Origin of the sequence: Mycobacterium lehmannii, from assembly GCF_002245535.1 — a bacterium.
In the GTDB taxonomy this organism is placed as follows: Bacteria; Actinomycetota; Actinomycetes; order Mycobacteriales; family Mycobacteriaceae; genus Mycobacterium; species Mycobacterium lehmannii.
Genome location: NZ_NKCN01000026.1, coordinates 1 through 22,162 on the forward strand (window position 1 = coordinate 1; position 22,162 = coordinate 22,162).

Genomic DNA, 22,162 nt, shown 5'->3' on the forward strand with positions numbered 1-22,162 from the left:
ACCCTGACCCCGCCAACACCGGCCAGGGTTATCCACCGCCGCCGCCCTATGGCGCGCCCTCCCCTTACGGCGCTCCGCCCTCGTACGCGGGATACGGCGCACCCGGGTATGCCGACGGTTACGGCATGCCGCAGGACAAGACCAACGGTCTGGCGATCGGCTCGCTGGTGGCCTCGGCGATCGGCGTCCTCTGTGGTGTCGGCTCGCTGATCGGCATCGTGCTGGGCATCGTGGCGCTGAACCAGGTCAAGAACTCAGGCGAGGGCGGCCGCGGATTGGCGATCGCCGGCATTGCCGTCGGCGCGGCGACGCTGCTGCTCAACATCGTCTTCGGCATCGCCATGCTGAGCACCTGACCCAGTGAGCGGCGGCGACCAGGACGGGGTCGGGAACACCGGCAGGCCCGACCCGTTCGCACCGGTGGATTACCCCACCGATGCGGGGCTGCCGCCGCCGCTCGATACGCCGCCCTCACCGGGTTATCCGCCGCCCTATCCGGCTTCTCCTCCTAACCCTTATCAGGGCTACTACCCGCTCGGCAGTTACGGATACGACCCCTACCGGCCGATCCGTCCTGCGGGCACGAACGGGATGGCGATCGGCGCGTTGGTGTGCTCGCTCGTCGGGGTGTTCTGCTGCGGCGTGACGTGCATCGTCGGGGTGATCCTCGGTGTCATGGCGATGCGCGAAACCAAACGCACCGGACAGGACGGATTCGGAATTGCGTTGGCGGGCACGATCATCGGCGGGCTGGCGGTCGCAGGCTTCGTCGTCTACATACTGCTTTACCTGAGCCTGCTCGCCACCGGAGGGTTGTGGGCCTGAGCGTCACTGCGGCGGACGGAATGGCTCGCCTTGGCGCTGCATGCCTGCGGCGCGGCCCTTTCCGGCGATCACCAGGGCCATCTTCCGACTCGCCTCGTCGATCATCTCGTCGCCCAACATGGCCGCGCCCCTTGCCCCGCCTGCGCGCGAGGTGTGCCACTCGTAGGCCTCGAGAATCAGTTCGGCGTGGTCGTAATCCTTCTGCCGGGGACTGAAAATCTCGTTGCCCGCGACGATCTGGTCGGGGTGCAGCACCCATTTGCCGTCGTATCCGAGCGCCGCGGAACGGCCGGCGACGCGGCGGAAGCCGTCGACGTCGCGAATCTTCAGATAGGGACCGTCGATCGCGAGCACGCCGTGCGTCCGCGCCGCCACGAGAATGCGCATCAGCACGTGATGGTGCGCATCGCCGACGTCGTAGCCCTCCGGCTGCTCGCCGACCTCGAGCGTGCGCATGTTCAAGCTGGCCGCCATGTCGGCGGGTCCCAGCACCAGCGCCTGCACCCGGGGTGCGGCCGCGATCGCGTCAATGTTGGTGAGGCCCTGCGCATTCTCGATCTGCGCCTCGATACCGATGCGGCCGACCGGGAGGTCGTGGGTGGCCTCGAGTTGGCTCAGCAACAAGTGCAGCGCCTGGATGTGGGAGGCGTCGCTGACCTTGGGCAGGACCACGATGTCGAGTGCGGCACCGGCGGTCGCCACCACCTCGATGATGTCGGCGTAGGTCCACGGCGTCGTCCAGTCGTTGATCCGCACACCGCGCAGCTGACCGGCCCACCCCGGCTCCGCCAGAGCGGTCGCCACCCGGGTACGAGCCTCGGCTTTGGCCTCGGGCGCGACGGCGTCCTCGAGATCGAGGAACACCTCGTCAGCGGTCAGGGTTTTCGCCTTCTCGACCATTTTCGCGCTGCTCCCGGGAACGGAAAGGACCGTTCGGCGGGGTCGATACCGGTTTTCCACAACCACACTCTCTACCCTTTGATGCATGGCGGCGGTCAACAGGGTCTATGCGGCTCGTCTCGCGGGGATGGTGGTCTTGGGCCCCGACGGCGAATCCATCGGCCGTGTCCGTGATGTGGTGGTCAGCATCAGCCTGGTGCGCCAGCAACCCCGCGTACTCGGCTTGGTTGTCGAGATGCTCACGCGGCGAAGGATTTTCGTACCGATTCTGCGGGTGACGTCCATCGATCCCGGCGCGGTGACGCTTGCCACCGGCAGTGTGTCGTTGCGCCGGTTCGCCCAGCGTCCCGGTGAGGTGCTCGTGCTCGGGCAGGTGATCGAAACCCGCGTCCGAGTCGACGATCCGGACCTGCCGCAGCTGGCCAACGTCGATGTGATCGTCGTCGATCTCGGCATCGAGCAGACGCGCACCCGCGACTGGATGGTCACCAAGGTCGCAGTCCGCCCACACCGGCGCTTGGGCAGGCGCGCCAATGTGCACGTGGTGGACTGGCAGGACGTTCAGGGCCTGACACCGTCGGGTCTGGCGATGCCCGGCCAGGGCGTCGCGCAACTACTCGACCAGTTCGAGGGGCAGCGCGCCGTCGAGGTGGCCGAGGCGATCCGGGAGCTGCCTGCCAAGCGGCGCTACGAACTGGTCAACGCCTTCGACGACGAGCGGCTGGCCGACGTGCTGCAGGAGTTGCCCGAAGACGACCAACTCGACGTGCTCAGGAGGCTGCCGGCCGACCGCGCCACCGACGTCCTCGAGGCGATGGACCCCGACGACGCCGCCGACCTGCTCGGGTCGATGACGCCGACCGACGCCGAGCAGTTCCTTCGTCGCATGGACCCCGAGGATTCCGAGGATGTCCGTCGCCTGCTGGCGCACTCTCCCGACACCGCGGGCGGGTTGATGACATCCGAGCCCGTCGTGCTGGCCCCGGACACCACCGTCGCCGAAGCACTCGCGCGGGTCCGCGACCCGGACCTCACCCCGGCGTTGGCCTCGTTGGTGTTCGTCACCCGCCCCCCGACCGCCACGCCCACCGGTCACTACCTGGGTTGTGTGCACCTGCAGCGCCTGCTGCGCGAGCCGCCTGCCGATCTGGTCAGCGGCATCGTGGACACCGATCTGCCCAACCTGTCCCCCGACGACTCGCTGGGCGCGGTGACGCGCTACTTCGCCGCCTACAACCTGTTGTGTGGGCCGGTCGTCGACGAGGAGAGCCACCTGCTGGGCGCCGTGTCGGTCGACGACGTGCTCGACCATCTGCTGCCCCACGACTGGCGCGAGACCACCGAACCCGAGCTCACCGGCGCCGAAGGCACCTCATGAGCGACCGCAGCCGGCTCGATACGCCGCTGGCCACGCGGCGGCGGTTCTCGTTCAACGTCGATCCCGAGGCGGTCGGGAACGTCAGCGAGAACATCGCCCGGTTCCTGGGCACCGGGCGCTACTTGGCCTGGCAGACCATCCTCGTGATCGTCTGGATCACGTTGAACCTGTTCGCGGTCGGGCTGCGCTGGGACCCGTATCCGTTCATCCTGCTCAACCTGGCGTTCTCCACCCAGGCGGCCTACGCGGCACCGCTGATCCTGCTGGCGCAGAACCGTCAGGAAAACCGCGACCGCGTGTCACTGGACGAAGACCGTCGCCGCGCCCTGCAGACCAAGGCCGACACCGAATACCTGGCCCGCGAACTGGCCGCGCTGCGGTTGGCGATCGGCGAGGTGGTCACCCGCGACTACCTGCGCAGAGAACTCGACGAGATGCGCGAGATGCTGGCCTCCCTGCAGCACCCGGCTGGCGGATCGGACGACGACGAAGCTGGCCGGAGCGACCCGGGTGAGCGCCGGCCGAAAAAGTCGAGTGCAGGTGGCTAACGAATTGCTGTAACGCGGCGGTTATCTAGTAGGTATGGTGACTTGGTTCACAAGCGATCGCAAACATAGGACGGTTGAGTGCACATAAGGGGAGGAGCCGCCGCCCTCAAGGCCGTGCGGCGCCAAACGGGGCGTCTGCGGCGAATCCCGGGCCCTCACGTGCAGAAGCTGGCATCCGCCAACCGCATGCGCGCCGGCCTCGGCGTGGCCATCATCACCCCGATCATCCTGGCCGGCAGCGTCGGCGCCTCGGCGCCGTCCCCGCAGACCCCGACCTCGGATGCCGCGGTGACGCCACTGGCCGCTGTCGAACCGTCTCCGGGCGCCCGGTCGGGCGCATCGGTGGTCGCCGTCGCCAAGGAACCGATGGCCTTCCACATCGCCGCCTCGACGGTGTCGGCTCCCCCGCCCGCCGCAGTGGTGAATTCGCCTGGCGCACTGGGTATTCCCGGTATGGCCTTGTCGGCGTACCGGAACGCCGAGCGCATCATGGCGTCCGCTTACCCCGGCTGCGGCCTGAGCTGGAACCTGTTGGCCGGTATCGGGCGCATCGAGTCGATGCACGCCAACGGAGGCGCGACCGACGCCCGTGGCACGGCCATCCGCCCCATCTTCGGGCCCACGCTCGACGGCACTCTGCCCGGCAACGAGATCATCGTGCAGAGCCGCGTGGCCGACCGCGTCACCTACGCCCGCGCAATGGGACCGATGCAGTTCCTGCCGGGCACCTGGTCGCGGTACGCCTCCGACGGCGACGGCGACGGCAAGGCCGAAGTGCAGAACCTGTTCGACTCGTCACTGGCCGCCGCCCGCTATCTGTGCAGCGGCAACCTGAACCTGCGAGACCCGAACCACGTCATGTCGGCGATCCTGCGTTACAACAACTCGGTGGCCTACGCGCGCAATGTGCTGGGCTGGGCCGCGGCGTACGCGACGGGCGTCGTGCCGATGGATCTGCCTCCGATCACCGGATCGGTCCCGACGTTGGAAGACACCCCCGCCAACGTGCACCTCACCGATCTGAAGGAGTACCAGGGCCTCGGGCCGGGTCTGCCCCTCAACGCTCTGGGACTGCCAGAAGGCGATCCGTTGGCGTTGATGCCGTTGCTCGAGCGCGACTCGGTAGCCAGCCGGATGGGCAATATGCCGGGCTTCGTTCCTGGTCAGCGGCTCGGTCCCCTGCCAGGGCCGGCACCGCAAGCACCGGCGACGCCACAGGCCCCCGCGCAACCGCCGCCGTGGACACCGCCGTGGATGCAGCCACAACGGCCCGAGTGCGCGGTGTTCTGCATCGAGGACAACCCGGCGCCACCGCTGCAGCCGGCACTCGGTGGGCCACCGATAGCCAACCCGATGCTTCCGCCCGCACCGGCGCCGTTGGGGCCGCCCGCACCACTGGGTGCTCCGCAGCCTGGGCCCGCGCCGATCGGCGCACCGGCTCCCGTCGGCGCACCCGGTCCGGCTCCCGTCGGGGCACCCGCGCCAGGCCCGGCTCAAGCATCCGCACCCGGTCCGGCGGCACCCGCCCCTGGCCCGGCGGCCCAGCCGGGTCCGGCGCCGGGACCCGTCGGTTAAGCGCCGCCGTCGAGTCGGCCTAGACTCGACGGTGATGTCTCATTCACCCGCTGACCTGGAAACCGCGATCCGTCGCGCGCTGGCCAAGGTGATCGACCCCGAGCTGCGGCGGCCGATCACCGAGCTCGGCATGGTCAAGAACGTCACCGTCGAACGTGACGGGGCGGTCCATGTGGAGATCTACCTGACCACCGCCGCGTGCCCGAAGAAGACCGAGATCTCCGAACAGGTCAGCCGGGCCGTCGCCGACGTCCCGGGAACCGGTGCCGTGCGGGTCACCCTCGACGTGATGAACGACGAACAACGCACCGAACTGCGCAAACAACTGCGTGGTGATTCGCGCGAGCCCGTCATCCCGTTCGCCCAGCCCGGTTCGCTGACCCGCGTCTACGCGGTGGCCTCCGGTAAGGGTGGCGTCGGCAAGTCCAGCGTCACGGTGAACCTCGCCGCGGCCATGGCCGCGCGTGGCGTGTCGGTCGGAGTGCTCGACGCCGACATCTACGGGCACTCCGTTCCCCGCATGATGGGCATCACGGACCGGCCCACCCAGGTCGAGTCGATGATCGTTCCGCCGGTCGCCCACGACGTCCGGGTCATCTCCATCGCGATGTTCACCCAGGGCAACACCCCGGTGGTCTGGCGCGGCCCGATGCTGCACCGTGCGCTGCAGCAGTTCCTCGCCGACGTCTACTGGGGTGACCTCGACGTGCTGCTGCTCGACCTGCCGCCGGGCACCGGCGACGTCGCGATCTCGGTGGCCCAGCTGATTCCGGGCGCGGAGATCCTGGTGGTCACGACGCCCCAACTGGCCGCCGCCGAGGTGGCCGAGCGGGCAGGAGCGATCGCGCTGCAGACCCGTCAGCGCATCGTCGGCGTGGTGGAGAACATGGCCGGGCTGACGTTGCCCGACGGCACCACCATGCAGATCTTCGGCGAAGGCGGCGGCAAACAGGTCGCTGAGCGGTTGTCGCGCGCGATCGGCGCCGACGTGCCGTTGCTGGGCCAGGTGCCGCTGGACCCCGAACTGGTGACGGCAGGTGACTCCGGCGTCCCGCTGGTGCTCTCCGCACCGGACTCGGCGGCCGGTAAGGAGTTGCGCAGCGTCGCCGATGCCCTGTCGAGCCGCAAACGCGGACTGGCGGGCATGTCGCTGGGTTTGGACCCGGCCGGTCGATAACGGTCGCGTGTCCGAGCCCGAACTCCGTCACACCCTGTCCGACAAGGCGTTACAGTGCTGTTCGTGGGTAGGGCGATGTTAGCCAACGGGCGCGGCAAGTTGCTGGCGCTCGTTGCGTCCATCACGCTGTCCGTCGCCCTGTTCTACGCTCAGACCGCCGAACCCGCGGCACAGCATTCCGCCCCGCCCGCGGCCGGGCATCAGGATGCGCCTGCGGCCGCCCCCAGGGTCAACACACCCACCGAAGCGGAGTTGCTCGCGGCCAGCGCGCCCGTCGCCACGGCAGCGACCCCGTTCGCGTTGCCCGCCGGTATCACGCCCGAAAACGGGTTGCAGGTCAACACGATTCGGGTGGCCCGCGCGATCAGCGTGTTGTTCCCCGAAGTCAAGACGATCGGCGGATACCGCCAAGACCCGCTGCGGTGGCACCCGAACGGCCTGGCGATCGACGTGATGATCCCGAACCACGGCAGCGAAGCGGGCATCGCGCTCGGTAACCAGATCGCCGGGATCGCGTTGGCGAACGCGGAGCGCTGGGGTGTGATCCATGTGATCTGGCGGCAGGGCTTCTACCCGGGCGTCGGGGCACCCAGTTGGACGGCCGACTACGGCAACGAAACCGCTAACCACTTCGACCATGTCCACATCGCCACCAACGGCGGCGGATACCCGACCGGCGACGAGGACTATTTCATCTGAGCTCTCGCCGCTTTATGTGGCGTCGGTGTCGAACGGTGTCGTCGCGGGCGCTTGCGGTGCTGCGGGCGGAGCCGTCTGCGCAGGCGGCTCCGTCGAGGAGATCGGCTTATCGGCCTGCTTGCGGTCGAAGTTGCCGGTGAAGATCGAGTCGTCGCCGTCGAGCAGATGTTTGGTGAGCGCGGCGCGCGGCGTCATACCGCGCAACTTGTTGAGCTCGCTGAGCGGCTCGCGCAGGTCGTCGAACTCCGGTCCGAGGTCTTCCCGCAGTTGACTGGTGGCGCCGCTGATGTAGTCGCGGGCCTGCCGCAGCGCGCCCGTCGTCCACCGGATTGCGCCGGGTAGCCGCTCGGGTCCCAGGATCACCAGACCGGCGATCACCAGGATCAGCATCTCGCCCCAGCCGATATTGGCGAACATCGGCTATGTGGTGTCGGGACCCGGGTTGACGGTCAGCGTGACCCGCCGGCCGTCGCGCATCACCTCGATCGGTGCGTCCTGGCCGATCTTGAGCTGACGCACGGCGACGACGAACTCGTCGGCGTCGGCCACGGTGCGGTCCCCGACCTTGACCACGACGTCGTTCTCCAGGATTCCCGCCTTTTCCGCGGGGCTGCCGGCCTTCACGTTGGCCACCTGGGCGCCGGAGGCGATGTCGTTGCTGACCGAGCGGGCGGTCAGGCCCAGCGTCGGGTGGGCGATCTTGCCCTCGCGGATGAGCGAGTCGACGACCGTCTTGACCTCGTTGATCGGGATCGCGAACCCTAGCCCGCTGGCGCTGTCCGACAGCGACTTACCGGCGGTGTTGATGCCGATCACGTTGCCGTTCATGTCGATCAGGGGGCCGCCGGAGTTGCCGTGGTTGATCGGCGCATCGGTCTGCAGACCGTCGATGACGGTGTCGGTGTCGGAACCGTCGCCCGACAGCGGCACTGGGCGGTGCAGCGCGCTGATGATTCCGGCCGTGACGGTGCTGCGCAGACCCAGCGGGGCGCCCGCGGCGATCACCTCGTCGCCCACGCGTAGCTTGTCCGAGTCGCCCATCTGCGCCACGGTCAGGTTGTCGACGTTGTCGACCTTCAGCACGGCCAGGTCGGTCTTGGGGTCGCGGCCAACGAGGTTGGCGGGCACCTCTTTGCCGTCGTTGAAGACGATCTTCATCTTGTACTTGCTCGGGTTGTTGGCGGCCTCGGAGATGACGTGGTTGTTGGTGACGATGTACCCGCGTCCGTCGATGACGACGCCGGAGCCCTGCGAACCTTCCTGATCGCTGGTCGCCTCCACCGTGACCACCGAATCAGCTACGGCGGCAGCGACTTTGGCGATATGACCTTCGGGCGGCGGACCGCTGTCGGTGGTGTCGAGCGTGACCTTCGACGTGGTGAACGCCTCGACCACCTCGGCGGTCTTGCGGCCGACCCAGCCGCCTGCGAAGCCGATCACCAACGCGATGATGGCCAACATCGCCAGCGCGACGTAGGACACCCGGCCGCCGAACAGCACGTCTCGCACGCCCAACTTGCCCGTGGGGACATTCGCCGGGGGTCGCGGCGGCTCGTGGACGGCGGGGGCGCCAAGAGCGGCTGGCGCCGACGGATCCCGCCACGGGTCGGCTGCCAAGTCGGTGTCCTGATCCCGCTCGGCTTCGAGCGCGCCCGCGTCGGCGGGATGGCGCTGCAGCGAGTCGCCGCCGGGATGGGGCTTGCCGAACGCCTCGGCCAGCACCGGGTCGGGCGGCTGGTTGGTCGGCGTGAACTCGCCTTGGTCGCGATATTTGTCGAGGCCCACGAACGAACCCTCGACACCGTCGGGCCTGCCGAATGCGCGCTGCGCCGCCGGATCGACGGGCGGCCGCGAGACAGGGCGCGGTTCCAGGCGTTCACGCCCGGTCTGGTCGAGATTGGTCACCCGGTCATCACCCTCTGTGAAAGCGCCTGCGAATGCCGGCGCGGATCGCTGCTGGTCTTCGCACTTACCCTACCGGCGCTTGCGCCGAGAACGCTGTGTGCTGTCAGCAAACTGGGACTGCTGCGTCTCGACGGGCGGCTCCGGTGGAGCATGGTGCGGGATCTCGGACAACAGGCCCAGCAGCGAGCTCGGCATGGCGACCGGCCGGCACTCCCGCAACGCCGCGCGCGCTTGGCGCTGGGCCTCGACCTCGGCGGCGCACTGCGGGCACAGCGATAAGTGGTGGGCGGCGCGCAGATGCGGGGTCAGCCTCAGTTCACCGTCGACGAAGGCGGCGACGGCCTCGGTCGAGAGGTGCTCAGTGGAGCCGAACTCTCGCGGCCCGACGGGCGCGTCGCTCTGGGAGGCGAACTGAGAGGGCAACCACGAGAAGGCCCGGCGGAACACGTGTCCCGGGTCGACCATCGCCCCGCTCCTCTCGCTGCGTGTCACGGCGTCCATTCGAATGTAGCGCGGCGCGCTGTGCGGATGCCCGCGAACGTCAGGCCGTTTTGGCCGCGTCGCCGTTGCCAACCCCGGTCTCGCCGTGGTTGGCCAGGTAGTCGCGGAGCGCCTGCCGCCCGCGGTGGATGCGGCTGCGCACGGTGCCCAACTTGACGTCGAGCGTCGCGCCGATCTCCTCGTAGGACAGTCCCTCGATGTCGCACAGCACCACGGCGGCGCGAAACTCCGGCGGCAACGAATCCAGCGCGGCTTGCAGGTCAGGACCGAGCCGCGAGTCGTGGTAGATCTGCTCGGGGTTGGGATCGTCGGCCGGAACGCGGTCGTAGTCCTCGGGAAGCGCCTCCATACGGATGCGGCCGCGTCTACGCACCATGTCGAGGAACAAGTTGGTGGTGATGCGGTGCAGCCAGCCCTCGAACGTGCCGGGCTGATAGTTCTGCAGCGAGCGGAACACCCGGATGAACGTCTCCTGGGTGAGGTCCTCGGCGTCGTGCTGATTACCCGACAGACGGTAGGCCAGCCGGTACACCCGGTCGGCGTGCTGGCGTACCAGCTCGTCCCATGAGGGCATGGTCGATTTGTCGCCCGTGGCGTCGAACACCGCGGTGCCGGTCATTTCGTCGGAAGGCTCGACCCATTCCCCATCCGCGAACTGTTCGAGGTGGGACATCGAAGTCGGCGCCATCTTGATGGTGGTCGTCAGATCCTCCTGGTCACAGCCGCCATCACGGTGCGGCGGTTCGTTACTGCCCGCAACGCGGAGATCCGCATAGGTATTCCCTGGTTGGTCCCCTGGATGCCAGCGTCCGCCGTTTTCCATGGGACATACCGTCTCCGACCGTTCCGTGCCTGGCATATGAGCAAACTGAACATTTCCTGAGAAAGCTTTCCTACCCATTTTTGACCTGCGCGAACCCGCTGAAAATTCGCATGATCGGGTCGTCGCGAACGGGCGTGTCGCGATGCTGGCCCGCACCGGTTGGCTACGCTGCGGGCATGGCCGGCACCGACGACGTCATCGGACCGCACAGCCGTGCCGACTCCATCGTCTCGCACGCCGAGCAGTCGATCTCCGAGGACGCCATCGTCGCCGCGGCGCGCGAACGCGCCCTCGACATCGGCGCAGGCGCCGTCACCCCCGCGGTCGGCGCGCTGCTGTGCGTGTTCGCCAAGCTGACCTCCGCCAAGGCCGTCGTGGAGGTCGGGACCGGCGCCGGGGTCAGCGGACTGTGGCTGCTGTCGGGTATGCGCGAAGACGGCGTACTGACCACGATCGACGTCGAACCCGAGCATCAGCGCATCGCCAAGCAGGCGTTCACCGAGGCCGGGATCGGACCCGGGCGCAGCCGTCTGATCAGCGGGCGCGCCCAAGAAGTGCTGACCCGCCTCGCCGACGAGTCGTACGACCTGGTGTTCGTCGACGCCGATCCGCTGGATCAGCCGCAGTTCGTCGCCGAAGCCGTCCGGTTGCTGCGCCCGGGCGGGGCGATCGTGCTGCACCGCGCGGCGCTCGGGGGCCGGGCCGGCGACGCCACCGCCAACGACGCCGAGGTGGCGGCCGTGCGCGAGGCCACCCGGCTGATCGCCGAGGACGACCGGCTCACCCCGGTGTTGATCCCGCTGGGCGACGGCCTGCTCGCCGCCGCGCGCGACTGAAATCTCTCCGCTGTTCCCTCGGGTCGCCGAGTTCTGCGGTCGCCGAGTTCTGCGGTCGCCGAGTTCTGCACAGTGGTCGCGCTCGCCGCGCGATCGCGACCCTCATGCAGATCTCGGCGTGCTCTTTCATGCATCTTGACCACCGACTGAACGTGCGTTTAGTCTACTGAACGTGCGTTCAGCTTCGAACGATCTCACGGCCGTCGCCCGGATTCGCGATGCCGCGATCGACCAGTGGGGCCAGCACGGGTTCAACGTCGGCCTCCGAACCATCGCCGAGGCGGCGGGGGTGTCGGCCGCGCTGGTCATTCACCACTTCGGCTCCAAGGACGGACTGCGCAAGGCGTGCGACGACTTCATCGCCGACGAGATCCGCCAAGCCAAGACCGAGTCGATGCAAACCAGCGATCCGGCGACCTGGCTCGCCCAGATGGCCGAGATCGAGTCCTATGCGCCGTTGATGGCGTACCTGGTTCGCAGCATGCAGTCCGGCAGCGAGCTGGCGAAGTCGTTCTGGCGTCGCATGATCGACCAGGTCGAGCAGTACACCGACGAAGGCGTTCGATCGGGTGTACTCAAGCCGAGCCGTGACCCCCGCGCAAGGGCCCGGTACCTCGGGATGATCGGCGGAGGCGGCTTCTTGCTGTATCTGCAGCTGCACGACAATCCCACCGATCTGCGGGCCGTGTTGCGTGATTACAGCGAGGACATGGTGTTGCCCGCCCTCGAGCTCTACACCGAAGGGCTGATGGCCGACTCGACCATGTACGACGCGTTCCTCGCCCAGCGCGAGAAAGGCATCCCGTTCACCACCGGGGAAGAAGGAGATCGCGATGACGGCTCAGACAGCGCACCATCGGCGGCAGGCTGACTTCAACGGACCTGCCGTCGAAGTTCGCGGACTGACAAAGGCTTTCGGACGGACCAAGGCGCTCGACGGACTGGATTTGACGGTGGCGCCGGGACAGATCACCGGCTTTCTCGGCCCGAACGGCGCGGGCAAGTCGACCACAATCCGCGTGTTGCTCGGCCTGTTGCGGGCGGACAGCGGCACGGTGCGGCTGCTCGGCGGCGATCCCTGGCATGATGCGGTGGCACTGCACCGCCGGATCGCCTATGTGCCGGGCGATGTGACGTTGTGGCCCAACTTAACCGGGCTGCAGGCGATCGACTTCCTGGCCCGGCTGCGCGGCAACGGCGTGGACACGGCCCGGCGGGATCAGCTGATCGAGCGCTTCGAACTCGACCCGCACAAGAAGGCCCGTACCTACTCCAAGGGCAACCGGCAGAAGGTCGCCATCATCGCCGCGTTTTCCACCGCCGCCGAGCTCTACATCCTCGATGAGCCGACGTCTGGCCTGGATCCGTTGATGGAGAAGGCTTTTCAGGAGTGCGTGGGTGAAGTCGTCCAGCGCGGCGCTGCGGTGCTGTTGTCGAGCCACATCCTGGCCGAGGTCGAAAAGCTGTGTGACAGCGTCACGATCATCCGCGCCGGTCGCACCGTGCGCGCCGGCACCCTCGCGGAGCTGCGGCACCTGATGCGCACGACCGTGACCGCACGCACCCGCAACGACGGCCAGCGCCTTCGGGGCGAGCCGTTCGTCCACGACTTCGCGGTCACCGACGGGCACTACGTCTTCTCGGTCGACCGCAACGATCTTGACCGCGCGATGGGCATTCTGACCGAGCTCGGGATCCTCGACCTGACCGTCACACCGGCGTCTCTGGAAGACATGTTCCTGCGCGAGTATCGGGGGGTCGCGCGATGACGACGATGACGGTGTCCGCGCCGCGCACGCAACGGCATGGCCGTTCGAACGCCTGGACGGGCACCGCAGACCTGCTGCGCCTGGCTCTGCGCCGGGACCGGCTCCGGCTCAGCGTCTGGGTCGCCGTCCTGACGATGCTGATGGCCTATGCGCCCGCCGCGATGGAGCTGGCCTATCCCGAAGAGGCGCAGCGGCTCACGCGCGTGGATCTGCTGAGGACGCCCGCGGGAATGATGATGGGCGGACCCATGTTCGGGCGCAACGAGACCGACCTCGGCGCGATGATCGCGAACGAGATGATGCTGACGCTGATCGTCGCCACGTCGATTCTCGCGATCCTCACGGTGATTCGCCATACCCGGGCCGAAGAGGAAAGCGGCGCAGCCGAGTTGGTGCTGTCATCGGTCGTGGGCCGCTATGCGCGAACCGCAGCGGCACTGATCCTGGTCGGCGTGGTCAACGTGATGCTCACCGTGACGATGACGCTGGCGATGGCCGCGAGCGGCTTCTCGCTCATCGACACTGCGGCGATGTGTCTCGGCGTGACCGGGGTGGCCATGCTTTTCGGCTCCGTGGCCGCGGTGACCGCGCAGTTGTGGCGCCAGTCGCGTACGGCGTCCGGCGCGGCCATGGCCGTGCTGGCGGTCGCTGCGGTGGTCCGTGGAATCGGCGATGTGATCGACAATTCCGGCAGTGCGCTGAGTTGGTTCTCCCCGATCGCGTGGGCCCAACAGATGCGCGCGTTCGTCGATCTGCGGTGGTGGCCGTTGGCGCTGCTGATCGCGCTCACCGTCGCCCTCATCGCACTGGCTGCGGCGCTGGAGGGCAGGCGCCAGTACGACGCCGGTGTCATTCCGTCCACCGGTGAGCATCCCGACGCCCGCCCCATCAGGGGTGTGCTGGGTCTGCACCTGACGCTGCAGCGAGGTCAGACCGTCGGCTGGACCATCGGATTGTTCCTCGGCGGCCTGGCATTCGGGTCGATGACCAAATCCCTGCTCGACGCGGCCGAGACCAACGACGTGATCCGGCTGATGATGGCCCAGCAGGGCACCGACGGCGTGTACACCACGATGACCCAGTTCCTCGCGGCCGCGGCGAGCGCGTACGTCGTCGCCGCCGCGCTGCGGGTTCACACCGACGAGGGCAACGGCCTGGGGGAAGCCGTGCTGGCCGGAGCGGTGTCGCGATGGCGCTGGCTGACGACGGCCGTCGTATCGGCGGTGCTCGGTTCGGTGGTGCTGATGTTCGCCGCCGGACTCGGCAACGGGTTGGGCGCGGGACTCACGGTCGGCGAACCAAACACGGTGCTGCGCCTGACGCTCGCCGGCCTGGCCTTCGTTCCCGCACTGGGGGTGATGGCGTCCGTGGCGGCGGTGGCCGTCGCGATGCAGCGGCCCGTGCTGGGTTGGCTGGCGGTAGCGTTCGTCGTCACCGCGCTGTACCTCGGCCCGTTGTTGCGGTTGCCGCAGTGGCTGATCGACCTCTCTCCGATCGGACGCACGACCGCGCCGATCGACTATTCGGTGGCCACGCTCGTCCTTCTGGCGGTACTCGCCGCCGCCCTGACGTGGGTGGCCGGTGCGCTGTACCGGCACCGCGACGTGGTCTGAAAGGAGCAGACATGAAGACCGCTCTGCAGGTATTAGCGTCGGCCGCGTTCGGATTCGCGTTCTTCGCCGCGGCGCTGTTCTGGCCGGCCGGGACGTTCGACTATTGGCACGCTTGGGTTTTCATCGCGGTGTTCATCGTCGGCACGATGGGACCAACCATCTATCTCGTCATCAAGCGTCCCGACGCGTTGCGCAGGCGTATGAGGGCGGGCCCGTTCGCAGAAACCCGACCGGTACAGAGGGTCCTCATCGCGGGGATCGTCTTGATGGTGGTCGTCGTGCTGGTGGTCAGCGCACTGGACCATCGCTTTGGATGGTCGACAGTGCCGACGGCGGTGGTGGTGCTCGGCAATGTGCTGGTGTGGACGGGTCTGACGCTTTCTCAGCTCGTCATCATCCAAAACGATTATGCCGCAGCCACGATCACCGTGGAGTCGGGTCAGTCGCTGGTCTCGACCGGACTGTACGGCGTCGTGCGACACCCGATGTACGCCGGCACGCTGACCATGTTGCTCGGTACCCCGCTCGCGCTGGACTCGTACTGGGGACTGGCCGCCATCCTGCCCGTCCTGCTGCTGCTCGTCGCGCGCATCGACGACGAGGAGAAGATGCTGCGGCAGCAATTGGCCGGTTACAGCGCATACCTCGACCAGGTTCGGTATCGGCTGATACCTGGAGTGTGGTGACGGGAACCTTTGTCGAGCCATCGCATCCGGCGGAAGTTCTTAGTCGCAGAGAAGCGCGGATGGGATGCGCCGGTCGAGCCGTCTTGGCTGTGCAGCCCGCGTTGAGCTTCGGGAAGCGCTCGACGACAGCGATGTGACGGAATGTCAGTGCCTCAATTTATAAAGTTGGGTTCCGGTCCGCGCAATGAGTACTGACTGGTGATCACCGGAGATCTGAAAAGCAAGGTCCACCGCGTATGGGATGCCTTCTGGTGGGGGTATTTCACACCGATCGAACGAACGGCCATCATGTTCGACAGCGTCGGCCAGAAGATGCTTCCGTTCCTGCGCGGATTGGGCGGTGACGGGTCGACGTGCTCCGAGCACATGAGAGATGCCCGCTCCACCATCCCGAACCTGGCCATGCTGTCGCGCGTTGTGGACCTGATCGACGACATCCCGATGAAGATGAGCTGGTGATGAGATTTGTCCCCCGCATCAGCTAGACTCGCACATATGTTCGAATCACTGGCAGTCATCGACACCGATGGCGATGAGGCGACGCTGGTTGACTGCATCGCCGAACTCGAGCACTTCAAGTCTGTCGCCGCTGCTAGACAGGCCCGGTTGACCGCGGCACTGGACCAAAAGCGCCGCGCCCGCGAGGCCGCCGAGGGCGTGCCCGCAGCCAAGCGTGGTCGCGGCTTGGCCAACGAAATCGCGCTGGCCCGCAACGATTCCCCTAACCGCGGCGGCCGTCATCTCGGTTTCGCGCGAGCTTTGGTGCACGAGATGCCCCACACGCTGGCCGCCCTGGAGGCCGGCGCGCTCTCCGAGTGGCGTGCCACCCTGATCGTCCGCGAATCCGCCTGTTTAACCGTGGAAGACCGCGGAAAACTCGATGTCCGGATGTGCGCGGATCAATCCGAACTCGAAGGCAAAGGCGACAAGCGCATCGCCGCCGACGCCAAAGCCATTGCCAATGAACTCGATCCACAAGCGATCGTCGACCGCGCCGTACGCGCCGTGCGCGAGCGTACTGTGACGATCCGTCCAGCCCCCGACACCATGGCCTATGTGACCGCGCTGCTGCCCATGCCCCAGGGTGTGTCCGTCTACGCGGCCCTCAAACGCGCCGCCGACACCACCTTCGACGATCGCAGCCGGGGCCAGATCATGGCCGACACCCTCTTCGAACGCATCACCGGCCAGCCTGCAGACGTTTCGGTGCCGGTCGCCGTCGACCTAATCATCACCGACGAGACGCTACTCGGCGGTGACACGACTCCCGCACGCGTTCCGGGTTACGGACCGATTCCTGCCTCGGTCGCGTGCCGATTGGCGAGCCGAGCCGTCACCGACGAGCGTTCGAAAGCCACGCTGCGTCGGCTGTACCGTCATCCGTCATCCGGCGCGTTGGTCGCCATGGAGTCGCGAGCTCGTTTGTTCCCGAAAGTCCTCGCGCAGTTCATCGCCTTCCGAGATGACACATGTCGCACGCCATACTGCGATGCCCCCATCCGGCATACCGACCATGCCACTCCGCACGGCGTGGGCGGGGAGACCAGCGAGCTCAACGGCGTCGGCAACTGCGAAGCCTGCAATTACGCCAAAGAAGCTCCGGGATGGCGGGTCACCACCCGACGTGACGGGGAGAGCACCCACAGCGCCGAGGTCACTACGCCGACCGGTGCCCGCCACCGATCTAAAGCGCCACCGCTGCCCGGCCGGCCGCCTTCGCCGGCAAGCAAGGTCGAAATCGCCTTCGCCGACGAAATCGCCTGGCGCGACGCTGCCTGATTCGGGGTTGTTCATCGCTTGTCAGTCCTGGCTGCTGCCAACGGTGTCATGGAGCCGGTACGGCTCTACGATTCGCCGTATACAGAGGCGCACCCCACGGTCCCGACACGGTATTCGCCGGCGCGGATGTTGAGGTATTCGTCGCCCCTTGTGCAGCTTTACGGATTGACGTCGGCCACCCACAGTGCGCCACTCTATCGGCGATGCGATCGCGGCTTGCGGCTCATAATGCGGAGATGGAACTGCTGACCGGCCTCGGCCTGGCGACCGCGGCGGGGCTCAACGCCTATATCCCCCTGTTGGCGCTTGGTCTGCTGTCGCGGTTCACCAACCTGGTCGCCCTGCCCGCCGGCTGGGCCTGGCTAGAGAACGGCTGGGTGATGGCGATCGTCGCGACGCTTCTGGTCGTCGAGATCGTGGCCGACAAAGTCCCGGCGCTCGACAGCGTCAACGATGCCGTCCAGACGTTCGTCCGGCCGACCGCGGGCGGCATCGTCTTCGGTTCCGGCACCGCGGCGCAGACGTCGGCGGTCACCGACCCCGGCGCGTTCGCTCAGTCCGGGCAGTGGATTCCGGTGGTGATCGGTGTCGTGGTCGCGCTAGTGGTGTCGCTGACCAAGTCGACCGTTCGTCCGGCGGCCAACGTCGCCACCGCCGGGGTGGCCGCACCGGTGCTGAGCACGGTCGAGGACGGGGTCAGTGTCGGACTGGTCCTCGCCGCGATCCTGGTGCCCGTGCTCGTGTTGGTGGCCGTCGTGGTCCTGGCGTGGCTGGCGGTCTGGATTCTGAGGCGACGGCGCCGCAACGCCGCAGCGAGCTGACTCCAGGTCCCGCTCACGTCAGCGTCGTGACGTAATGGCCGCCGGAGAAGACATCGATGTACCTGTTGCCGCTGATGTCCTTGTAGCCGCAGGTCGACACCGAGCCCTTGTTGGTGTAGGTCCCGCCGGCGGCTTTGCATTCGCTTTTGATCGTCTTCTCCGAGAGCTTCTCAGCGTGCGCGGCCGGCGCGGTCGTGGTCATTAGGGCGCCGACGGCGATCGCGCCGGCGGCGACGGCGGCCGTGATGGTGTTGCGTCTCATCGTTGTCTCCTGTGCTCGTGGCCTCGCGGGCCGTTTGACAGGAGCCAGCGTGAAGCACCAGGGCACAACGCATAAGGAGGGCGATGCCGAAACTCGTCGAGTGCACCCCTGGGTCTGGCGGACGGTCCGCGTTAGGGGGTTAGGGGTTAGATCCAGACGCCCTTGCCGACCGCGACCACTCCTCCGGCGCTGATCGCGAACCGTTCGCGGTCCTTGTCGAGGTCCACCCCGACCATCTCGCCCGGACCGACGACCACGTTCTTGTCCAAGATCGCGTGGCGCACCACCGCCCCGCGCCCGATGCGGGCCCCGGGCATGATCACGCTGCCCTCGACGATCGCCCCGTCGTCGACGACGACGTTGGACGACAGCACCGAATTCCGCACGGACGCAGCCGAGATGATGCTGCCGGCGCCGACGACCGACTCTTGGGCCGAACCGCCGTTGACGAACTTCGCCGGCGCGAGCATCTCCGACTCCCCGCGGATCGGCCAACGCTTGTTGTAGAGGTTGAACACTGGGTGCACCGACACCAGGTCCATGTGCGCGTCGTAGAACGCATCGAGGGTTCCCACGTCGCGCCAGTAACCGTGATCGCGTTCGGTCGCACCGGGCACTTCGTTGTTGCTGAAGTCGTACACCGCCGCCATGCCGTCGTCGACCAGACGGGGGATGATGTCGCCGCCCATGTCGTGGTCGGAGTGGTCGTCGTCGGCGTCGGCGCGGATCGCGTCGATCAACACCTTGGTGGTGAAGATGTAGTTGCCCATCGACACGAACGCCTCGTCGGGATTGTCCGGCGTGCCCGGCGGGTCGGGGGGCTTCTCGATGAAGCTGCGGATGCGGCCGGACTCGTCGGCGTCGATGACCCCGAACGCGGTGGCCTCCTGGCGCGGTACCCGGATACCCGCGACCGTCGCACCCGCGCCGCTTTCGATGTGGAACTGGACCATCTGTTCGGGGTCCATGCGGTAGACGTGGTCGGCGCCGAACACGACGATGTAGTCCGGATCTTCGTCGTAGATGAGGTTCAGCGACTGGTAGATCGCGTCCGCGGAACCGGTGTACCACCGTGGACCGAGCCGCTGCTGGGCCGGGACGGGCGTGATGTACTCACCCGCAAGGCCCGACAATCGCCAGTTCTGGGAGATGTGACGGTCAAGTGAGTGCGACTTGTATTGCGTCAGCACGCAAATCCGGAGATACCGCGCATTGACCAGATTCGACAGCACGAAGTCGATCAAGCGGTAGGCGCCGCCGAAGGGAACGGCGGGCTTGGCTCGATCCGCGGTCAACGGGTAGAGCCGCTTGCCCTCCCCGCCGGCCAGGACGATGCCCAGCACGTGTGGCAGTTCCCTCATGCTTCAAACCTATCGGCCGCTTCTGTCCTGGGCTACCCATTCCACGACGAGTCAACGTCTTCGACGCAGATCCGGCGGTTCCGACACGATCACTCCAGCGGCGGCTTGCGCCCGTAACTAGGGTCGAATTCATGCGGGTGGCGATGATGACTCGGGAATATCCACCCGAGGTCTACGGCGGGGCGGGGGTTCACGTCACCGAGTTGGTCGCTCAGCTGCGCCGCCTCTGCGAGGTCGACGTGCACTGCATGGGCGCCCCGCGTGCGGACGCGATCGTCGCGCAACCCGACCCCGCGCTGATCGGCGCCAACGCCGCGCTGTCGATGCTGTCGGCCGACCTCAACATGGTCAATGCCGCCGCACACGCGGACGTGGTGCACTCGCACACCTGGTACACCGGCCTGGCCGGCCACCTCGCCGCACTGCTCTACGGGGTGCCGCACGTGCTGACCGCACACTCGCTGGAGCCGATGCGCCCGTGGAAGGCCGAACAGCTCGGCGGCGGCTACCGGGTCTCGTCGTGGGTGGAGAAGACGGCGGTGGAGGGCGCCGACGCGGTGATCGCGGTCAGCTCCGGTATGCGCGAGGACGTCCTGCGCACCTATCCCGCGTTGGACCCGAATCGGGTCCACGTGGTGCGCAACGGGATCGACACCGAGGTCTGGTATCCGGCTCACCCGGAGCCGGGCGAATCGGTGTTGGCCGAACTCGGCGTCGACCCGTCGCGGCCCATGGTGGCGTTCGTCGGTCGGATCACGCGGCAGAAGGGCGTTGCCCATCTGATCGCCGCGGCCCACGATTTCGCCCCCGATGTGCAGCTGGTGCTGTGCGCAGGAGCGCCCGACACCCCCGAGATCGCCGCCGAAGTGACCGAGGCGGTTCAGCACCTGTCGCACGCCCGCACCGGGATCTTCTGGGTGCGCGAGATGCTCCCCATCGTCAAGATTCGCGAAATACTATCCGCTGCAACTGTTTTCGTATGCCCCTCAGTGTACGAGCCGCTGGGCATCGTGAACCTGGAGGCGATGGCATGCGCGACGGCGGTCGTGGCCTCCGACGTCGGCGGCATTCCGGAGGTGGTGGCCGACGGACACACCGGACGGTTGGTGCACTACGACCCGCAGGACGCGCCGGCTTACGAGAGCCGGTTGGCCGCGACGGTCAACGAGCTGATCGCCGACCCCGAGAGGGCGCGCCAATACGGCGAGGCCGGGCGGCAGCGCTGCATTCAGGAGTTCTCCTGGGCCCACATCGCCGAGCAGACCTTGGAGATCTACCAGAAAGTGGGCAATCCGGCGTAGCCGGTCACAGCGGAACCGTCAGCTCGTGACGTTCTTCAGTTCATCCCCGAGCGCGGCGGCCTCATCAGGGGTCAGCTCGACGACGAGTCTCCCGCCGCCTTCCAGTGGTACCCGCATCACGATGCCGCGCCCCTCCTTGGTTGCTTCCAGTGGACCGTCGCCGGTCCGGGGCTTCATCGCCGCCATCGAGTGCTCCCTCCAGATGAGCCGGCCCGCCCGCGGGCTCGGTCGGGGCCGAGACTGCCCACTCGTTTGACATTCCCGGCACTGAAACTGCTACTGAACGCCTCTATTGTTCCCTATCGGCGCCGTTCGGTGTGCAAAGACCCGGCTAAGGCCGCTTACCGGGTGCCGCTGAAGTCGCCGGTACCCAGCAGTCGGCGGTGTGATCGTCGACCATTCCGGTCGCCTGCATCAACGCGTAGGCGGTCGTGGGTCCCACGAAGCGGAAGCCGCGGCGCTTCAATTCCTTGGCCATCGCGGTCGACTCGGGGGTGACGGCGGGAATCTCGGCGAAGCTGGCGGGCCGCGGCCGGGGCCGCGGTGCGAACGACCACAACAGCTCGGCCAGGTCGGTTCCCGCGTCACGCAGGTCGGCCGCCGCTTGCGCGTTGGCGATGGTGGCCTCGATCTTCGCGCGGTTGCGCACGATCCCGGCATCGCCCATCAACCGCGTGATGTCGCGCTCGGTGTAGCGCGCGACCCGGTCGATGTCGAAATTGTGGAACGCTCGGCGGAAGTTCTCCCGCTTGCGCAGGATCACCAGCCACGAAAGCCCGCTCTGGAACGCTTCGAGGCTCACCCGCTCGAAGAGGGCAACCGAGTCGCGAAGCGGCCGCCCCCACTCGGTGTCGTGATAGTCGCGGTAGAGAATGAAATCAGCTGGGGCCAAACGTGATTCGTCGATCCACGCGCACCGGACACGGCCGTCGGGCTCGAAGGAGGGTTCTTCGGAGGTCTCCGGGGTGGCTGCGGTCACGACTCCTCCTCGGATTGCAATGCGTGCGCGCCACCCTCGATGGGCTCGTCGTCTTCGATGCCGTGGGTGGCCCGCAGGGTGGCCAGCTGACCGCGCAGCAGGTCGAGTTCCTGGCCCAGCCGGTCGAGCACCCAGTCGACTTCGCTGGTCTTGTAGCCGCGCAGCGTCTGGGCGAACTTGACGGCGTCGACGTCGGCGCTCGTCACGCCGGAGGCGGGCAGCACCGTAGCGGTGGTCTCCCGCGGCAACGGGGGCAGCGGTTCACCGCGCCCGAACACGACGCTGCCGACGGCGAACAGCACCACGGCGATCAGGACCAGTACGACCAGATACAGCAGAACCAGGCTCACGGTTTCGATACTGCCTCAGCGCGCCGACATCCGGCGGACGACGATCAAGCGGCGAGGGACGAGCCGCGCTGAGG

Annotated in this window: 26 protein-coding genes; 16 read left to right on the forward strand and 10 right to left on the reverse strand. The window is 67.4% G+C overall.

Going from position 1 to position 22,162, the window contains the following annotated elements; translation table 11 throughout:
• Together CEX87_RS27000 and CEX87_RS22345 are read left to right on the forward strand one after the other, a co-directional pair.
• Nucleotides 1-356, forward strand: a 356-nt coding sequence (locus tag CEX87_RS27000) for a DUF4190 domain-containing protein (RefSeq protein ID WP_142301117.1), incomplete at its 5' end; no start/stop codon positions are given.
• A 4-nt stretch (nucleotides 357-360) separates the two neighbouring features.
• Nucleotides 361-825 (forward strand): DUF4190 domain-containing protein, encoded by a 465-nt coding sequence (locus CEX87_RS22345; RefSeq protein WP_082694006.1) that lies wholly within the window; start codon nucleotides 361-363, stop codon nucleotides 823-825.
• A gap of 3 nt (nucleotides 826-828) precedes the next feature.
• Here the strand turns inward: CEX87_RS22345 and CEX87_RS22350 are convergent, their stop codons facing one another.
• Nucleotides 829-1,785 carry an HpcH/HpaI aldolase/citrate lyase family protein gene (locus tag CEX87_RS22350; protein WP_094289138.1) on the reverse strand — a complete coding sequence of 319 codons (957 nt, stop codon included), beginning with the start codon at nucleotides 1,783-1,785 and terminating at the stop codon, nucleotides 829-831.
• 25 nt (nucleotides 1,786-1,810) lie between these two features.
• On the opposite strand from CEX87_RS22350, the gene CEX87_RS22355 reads away from it, so the two are divergent.
• The 5 genes from CEX87_RS22355 to CEX87_RS22375 all read left to right on the forward strand — a co-directional run bounded on the left by CEX87_RS22355 (nucleotide 1,811) and on the right by CEX87_RS22375 (nucleotide 7,102).
• Entirely contained in the window at nucleotides 1,811-3,103 is a 1,293-nt protein-coding gene (locus CEX87_RS22355) for a magnesium transporter MgtE N-terminal domain-containing protein (RefSeq protein WP_064396649.1), read from the forward strand.
• On the forward strand, nucleotides 3,100-3,651 hold the full coding sequence (locus CEX87_RS22360; protein ID WP_064396651.1) for a DUF1003 domain-containing protein: 552 nt from the start codon (nucleotides 3,100-3,102) through the stop codon (nucleotides 3,649-3,651). The genes CEX87_RS22355 and CEX87_RS22360 overlap by 4 nt, the downstream gene beginning before the upstream one ends.
• A 186-nt stretch (nucleotides 3,652-3,837) precedes the next feature.
• A complete protein-coding gene (locus tag CEX87_RS22365) occupies nucleotides 3,838-5,226 on the forward strand; it encodes a lytic transglycosylase domain-containing protein (protein WP_066847626.1) in 1,389 nt (462 codons plus the stop codon).
• 34 nt (nucleotides 5,227-5,260) lie between these two features.
• A complete protein-coding gene (locus CEX87_RS22370) occupies nucleotides 5,261-6,403 on the forward strand; it encodes an Mrp/NBP35 family ATP-binding protein (RefSeq protein ID WP_066847623.1) in 1,143 nt (380 codons plus the stop codon).
• Between the two features lie 75 nt (nucleotides 6,404-6,478).
• The gene (locus tag CEX87_RS22375) at nucleotides 6,479-7,102 is read left to right on the forward strand and encodes a glycoside hydrolase (protein WP_094289142.1); all 624 of its coding nucleotides are present in this window, start codon (nucleotides 6,479-6,481) and stop codon (nucleotides 7,100-7,102) included.
• Between the two features lie 12 nt (nucleotides 7,103-7,114).
• Here the strand turns inward: CEX87_RS22375 and tatB are convergent, their stop codons facing one another.
• The 4 genes from tatB to sigE all read right to left on the reverse strand — a co-directional run bounded on the left by tatB (nucleotide 7,115) and on the right by sigE (nucleotide 10,331).
• Complete coding sequence (gene tatB / locus CEX87_RS22380; protein ID WP_064396655.1) at nucleotides 7,115-7,519, reverse strand: Sec-independent protein translocase protein TatB; 405 nt, start codon at nucleotides 7,517-7,519, stop codon at nucleotides 7,115-7,117.
• Between the two features lie 3 nt (nucleotides 7,520-7,522).
• Nucleotides 7,523-9,007: a serine protease HtrA gene (htrA, locus tag CEX87_RS22385; protein ID WP_064396657.1), complete on the reverse strand. Its 1,485-nt coding sequence runs from the start codon at nucleotides 9,005-9,007 to the stop codon at nucleotides 7,523-7,525.
• A 69-nt stretch (nucleotides 9,008-9,076) separates the two neighbouring features.
• Entirely contained in the window at nucleotides 9,077-9,472 is a 396-nt protein-coding gene (gene rseA / locus CEX87_RS22390; RefSeq protein WP_064396719.1) for an anti-sigma E factor RseA, read from the reverse strand.
• 76 nt (nucleotides 9,473-9,548) lie between these two features.
• Complete coding sequence (sigE, locus tag CEX87_RS22395; protein WP_064396658.1) at nucleotides 9,549-10,331, reverse strand: RNA polymerase sigma factor SigE; 783 nt, start codon at nucleotides 10,329-10,331, stop codon at nucleotides 9,549-9,551.
• Between the two features lie 176 nt (nucleotides 10,332-10,507).
• On the opposite strand from sigE, the gene CEX87_RS22400 reads away from it, so the two are divergent.
• From CEX87_RS22400 to CEX87_RS22435, 8 genes are all read left to right on the forward strand, one after another.
• Nucleotides 10,508-11,167, forward strand: a complete 660-nt coding sequence (locus tag CEX87_RS22400; protein WP_064396721.1) for an O-methyltransferase — start codon at nucleotides 10,508-10,510, stop codon at nucleotides 11,165-11,167.
• Nucleotides 11,168-11,339: 172 nt separating this feature from the next.
• Complete coding sequence (locus CEX87_RS22405; RefSeq protein WP_064396660.1) at nucleotides 11,340-12,038, forward strand: TetR/AcrR family transcriptional regulator; 699 nt, start codon at nucleotides 11,340-11,342, stop codon at nucleotides 12,036-12,038.
• Entirely contained in the window at nucleotides 12,001-12,936 is a 936-nt protein-coding gene (locus CEX87_RS22410) for an ABC transporter ATP-binding protein (RefSeq protein ID WP_064396662.1), read from the forward strand. Before CEX87_RS22405 ends, CEX87_RS22410 begins: the two co-directional genes overlap by 38 nt.
• Nucleotides 12,933-14,549, forward strand: a complete 1,617-nt coding sequence (locus CEX87_RS22415) for an ABC transporter permease (protein WP_064396663.1) — start codon at nucleotides 12,933-12,935, stop codon at nucleotides 14,547-14,549. Before CEX87_RS22410 ends, CEX87_RS22415 begins: the two co-directional genes overlap by 4 nt.
• Before the next feature lie 11 nt (nucleotides 14,550-14,560).
• A complete protein-coding gene (locus CEX87_RS22420; protein WP_064396664.1) occupies nucleotides 14,561-15,235 on the forward strand; it encodes a methyltransferase family protein in 675 nt (224 codons plus the stop codon).
• A 198-nt stretch (nucleotides 15,236-15,433) separates the two neighbouring features.
• The gene (locus CEX87_RS22425) at nucleotides 15,434-15,694 is read left to right on the forward strand and encodes a hypothetical protein (protein ID WP_064420206.1); all 261 of its coding nucleotides are present in this window, start codon (nucleotides 15,434-15,436) and stop codon (nucleotides 15,692-15,694) included.
• Nucleotides 15,695-15,730: 36 nt separating this feature from the next.
• Nucleotides 15,731-17,014 carry an HNH endonuclease gene (locus tag CEX87_RS22430; RefSeq protein WP_066847554.1) on the forward strand — a complete coding sequence of 428 codons (1,284 nt, stop codon included), beginning with the start codon at nucleotides 15,731-15,733 and terminating at the stop codon, nucleotides 17,012-17,014.
• Nucleotides 17,015-17,250: 236 nt separating this feature from the next.
• Nucleotides 17,251-17,835: a DUF4126 domain-containing protein gene (locus tag CEX87_RS22435; RefSeq protein ID WP_064396669.1), complete on the forward strand. Its 585-nt coding sequence runs from the start codon at nucleotides 17,251-17,253 to the stop codon at nucleotides 17,833-17,835.
• Between the two features lie 13 nt (nucleotides 17,836-17,848).
• Here the strand turns inward: CEX87_RS22435 and CEX87_RS22440 are convergent, their stop codons facing one another.
• Together CEX87_RS22440 and glgC are read right to left on the reverse strand one after the other, a co-directional pair.
• Entirely contained in the window at nucleotides 17,849-18,097 is a 249-nt protein-coding gene (locus CEX87_RS22440) for a hypothetical protein (RefSeq protein ID WP_064420203.1), read from the reverse strand.
• 146 nt (nucleotides 18,098-18,243) lie between these two features.
• Nucleotides 18,244-19,458, reverse strand: coding sequence for a glucose-1-phosphate adenylyltransferase (gene glgC, locus CEX87_RS22445; RefSeq protein ID WP_064396672.1), 1,215 nt, complete (start codon nucleotides 19,456-19,458; stop codon nucleotides 18,244-18,246).
• 131 nt (nucleotides 19,459-19,589) lie between these two features.
• Between glgC and glgA the strand changes: the two genes are divergently transcribed.
• Complete coding sequence (gene glgA / locus CEX87_RS22450; RefSeq protein WP_064420202.1) at nucleotides 19,590-20,759, forward strand: glycogen synthase; 1,170 nt, start codon at nucleotides 19,590-19,592, stop codon at nucleotides 20,757-20,759.
• 18 nt (nucleotides 20,760-20,777) lie between these two features.
• Here the strand turns inward: glgA and CEX87_RS22455 are convergent, their stop codons facing one another.
• From CEX87_RS22455 to CEX87_RS22465, 3 genes are all read right to left on the reverse strand, one after another.
• Nucleotides 20,778-20,945, reverse strand: a complete 168-nt coding sequence (locus CEX87_RS22455; protein ID WP_005059648.1) for a DUF3117 domain-containing protein — start codon at nucleotides 20,943-20,945, stop codon at nucleotides 20,778-20,780.
• A 145-nt stretch (nucleotides 20,946-21,090) separates the two neighbouring features.
• The gene (locus CEX87_RS22460; protein ID WP_066847552.1) at nucleotides 21,091-21,738 is read right to left on the reverse strand and encodes a DNA-3-methyladenine glycosylase I; all 648 of its coding nucleotides are present in this window, start codon (nucleotides 21,736-21,738) and stop codon (nucleotides 21,091-21,093) included.
• Nucleotides 21,735-22,088: a DivIVA domain-containing protein gene (locus CEX87_RS22465; protein WP_064420200.1), complete on the reverse strand. Its 354-nt coding sequence runs from the start codon at nucleotides 22,086-22,088 to the stop codon at nucleotides 21,735-21,737. The genes CEX87_RS22460 and CEX87_RS22465 overlap by 4 nt, the downstream gene beginning before the upstream one ends.
• Between the last annotated feature and the right edge of the window lie 74 nt (nucleotides 22,089-22,162).

Bases quoted from the DNA above. Each gene is read 5' to 3' on its own strand.
- CEX87_RS22355 (WP_064396649.1), top strand. From the start codon at position 1,811: ATGGCGGCGGTCAACAGGGTCTATGCGGCTCGTCTCGCGGGGATGGTG.
- CEX87_RS22360 (WP_064396651.1), top strand. From the start codon at position 3,100: ATGAGCGACCGCAGCCGGCTCGATACGCCGCTGGCCACGCGGCGGCGG.
- CEX87_RS22365 (WP_066847626.1), top strand. From the start codon at position 3,838: ATGCGCGCCGGCCTCGGCGTGGCCATCATCACCCCGATCATCCTGGCC.
- CEX87_RS22370 (WP_066847623.1), top strand. From the start codon at position 5,261: ATGTCTCATTCACCCGCTGACCTGGAAACCGCGATCCGTCGCGCGCTG.
- CEX87_RS22375 (WP_094289142.1), top strand. From the start codon at position 6,479: ATGTTAGCCAACGGGCGCGGCAAGTTGCTGGCGCTCGTTGCGTCCATC.
- tatB (WP_064396655.1), bottom strand. From the start codon at position 7,519: ATGTTCGCCAATATCGGCTGGGGCGAGATGCTGATCCTGGTGATCGCC.
- rseA (WP_064396719.1), bottom strand. From the start codon at position 9,472: ATGGTCGACCCGGGACACGTGTTCCGCCGGGCCTTCTCGTGGTTGCCC.
- sigE (WP_064396658.1), bottom strand. From the start codon at position 10,331: ATGGAAAACGGCGGACGCTGGCATCCAGGGGACCAACCAGGGAATACC.
- CEX87_RS22400 (WP_064396721.1), top strand. From the start codon at position 10,508: ATGGCCGGCACCGACGACGTCATCGGACCGCACAGCCGTGCCGACTCC.
- CEX87_RS22410 (WP_064396662.1), top strand. From the start codon at position 12,001: ATGACGGCTCAGACAGCGCACCATCGGCGGCAGGCTGACTTCAACGGA.
- CEX87_RS22415 (WP_064396663.1), top strand. From the start codon at position 12,933: ATGACGACGATGACGGTGTCCGCGCCGCGCACGCAACGGCATGGCCGT.
- CEX87_RS22420 (WP_064396664.1), top strand. From the start codon at position 14,561: ATGAAGACCGCTCTGCAGGTATTAGCGTCGGCCGCGTTCGGATTCGCG.
- CEX87_RS22430 (WP_066847554.1), top strand. From the start codon at position 15,731: ATGTTCGAATCACTGGCAGTCATCGACACCGATGGCGATGAGGCGACG.
- CEX87_RS22435 (WP_064396669.1), top strand. From the start codon at position 17,251: ATGGAACTGCTGACCGGCCTCGGCCTGGCGACCGCGGCGGGGCTCAAC.
- CEX87_RS22440 (WP_064420203.1), bottom strand. From the start codon at position 18,097: ATGAGACGCAACACCATCACGGCCGCCGTCGCCGCCGGCGCGATCGCC.
- glgC (WP_064396672.1), bottom strand. From the start codon at position 19,458: ATGAGGGAACTGCCACACGTGCTGGGCATCGTCCTGGCCGGCGGGGAG.
- glgA (WP_064420202.1), top strand. From the start codon at position 19,590: ATGCGGGTGGCGATGATGACTCGGGAATATCCACCCGAGGTCTACGGC.
- CEX87_RS22455 (WP_005059648.1), bottom strand. From the start codon at position 20,945: ATGGCGGCGATGAAGCCCCGGACCGGCGACGGTCCACTGGAAGCAACC.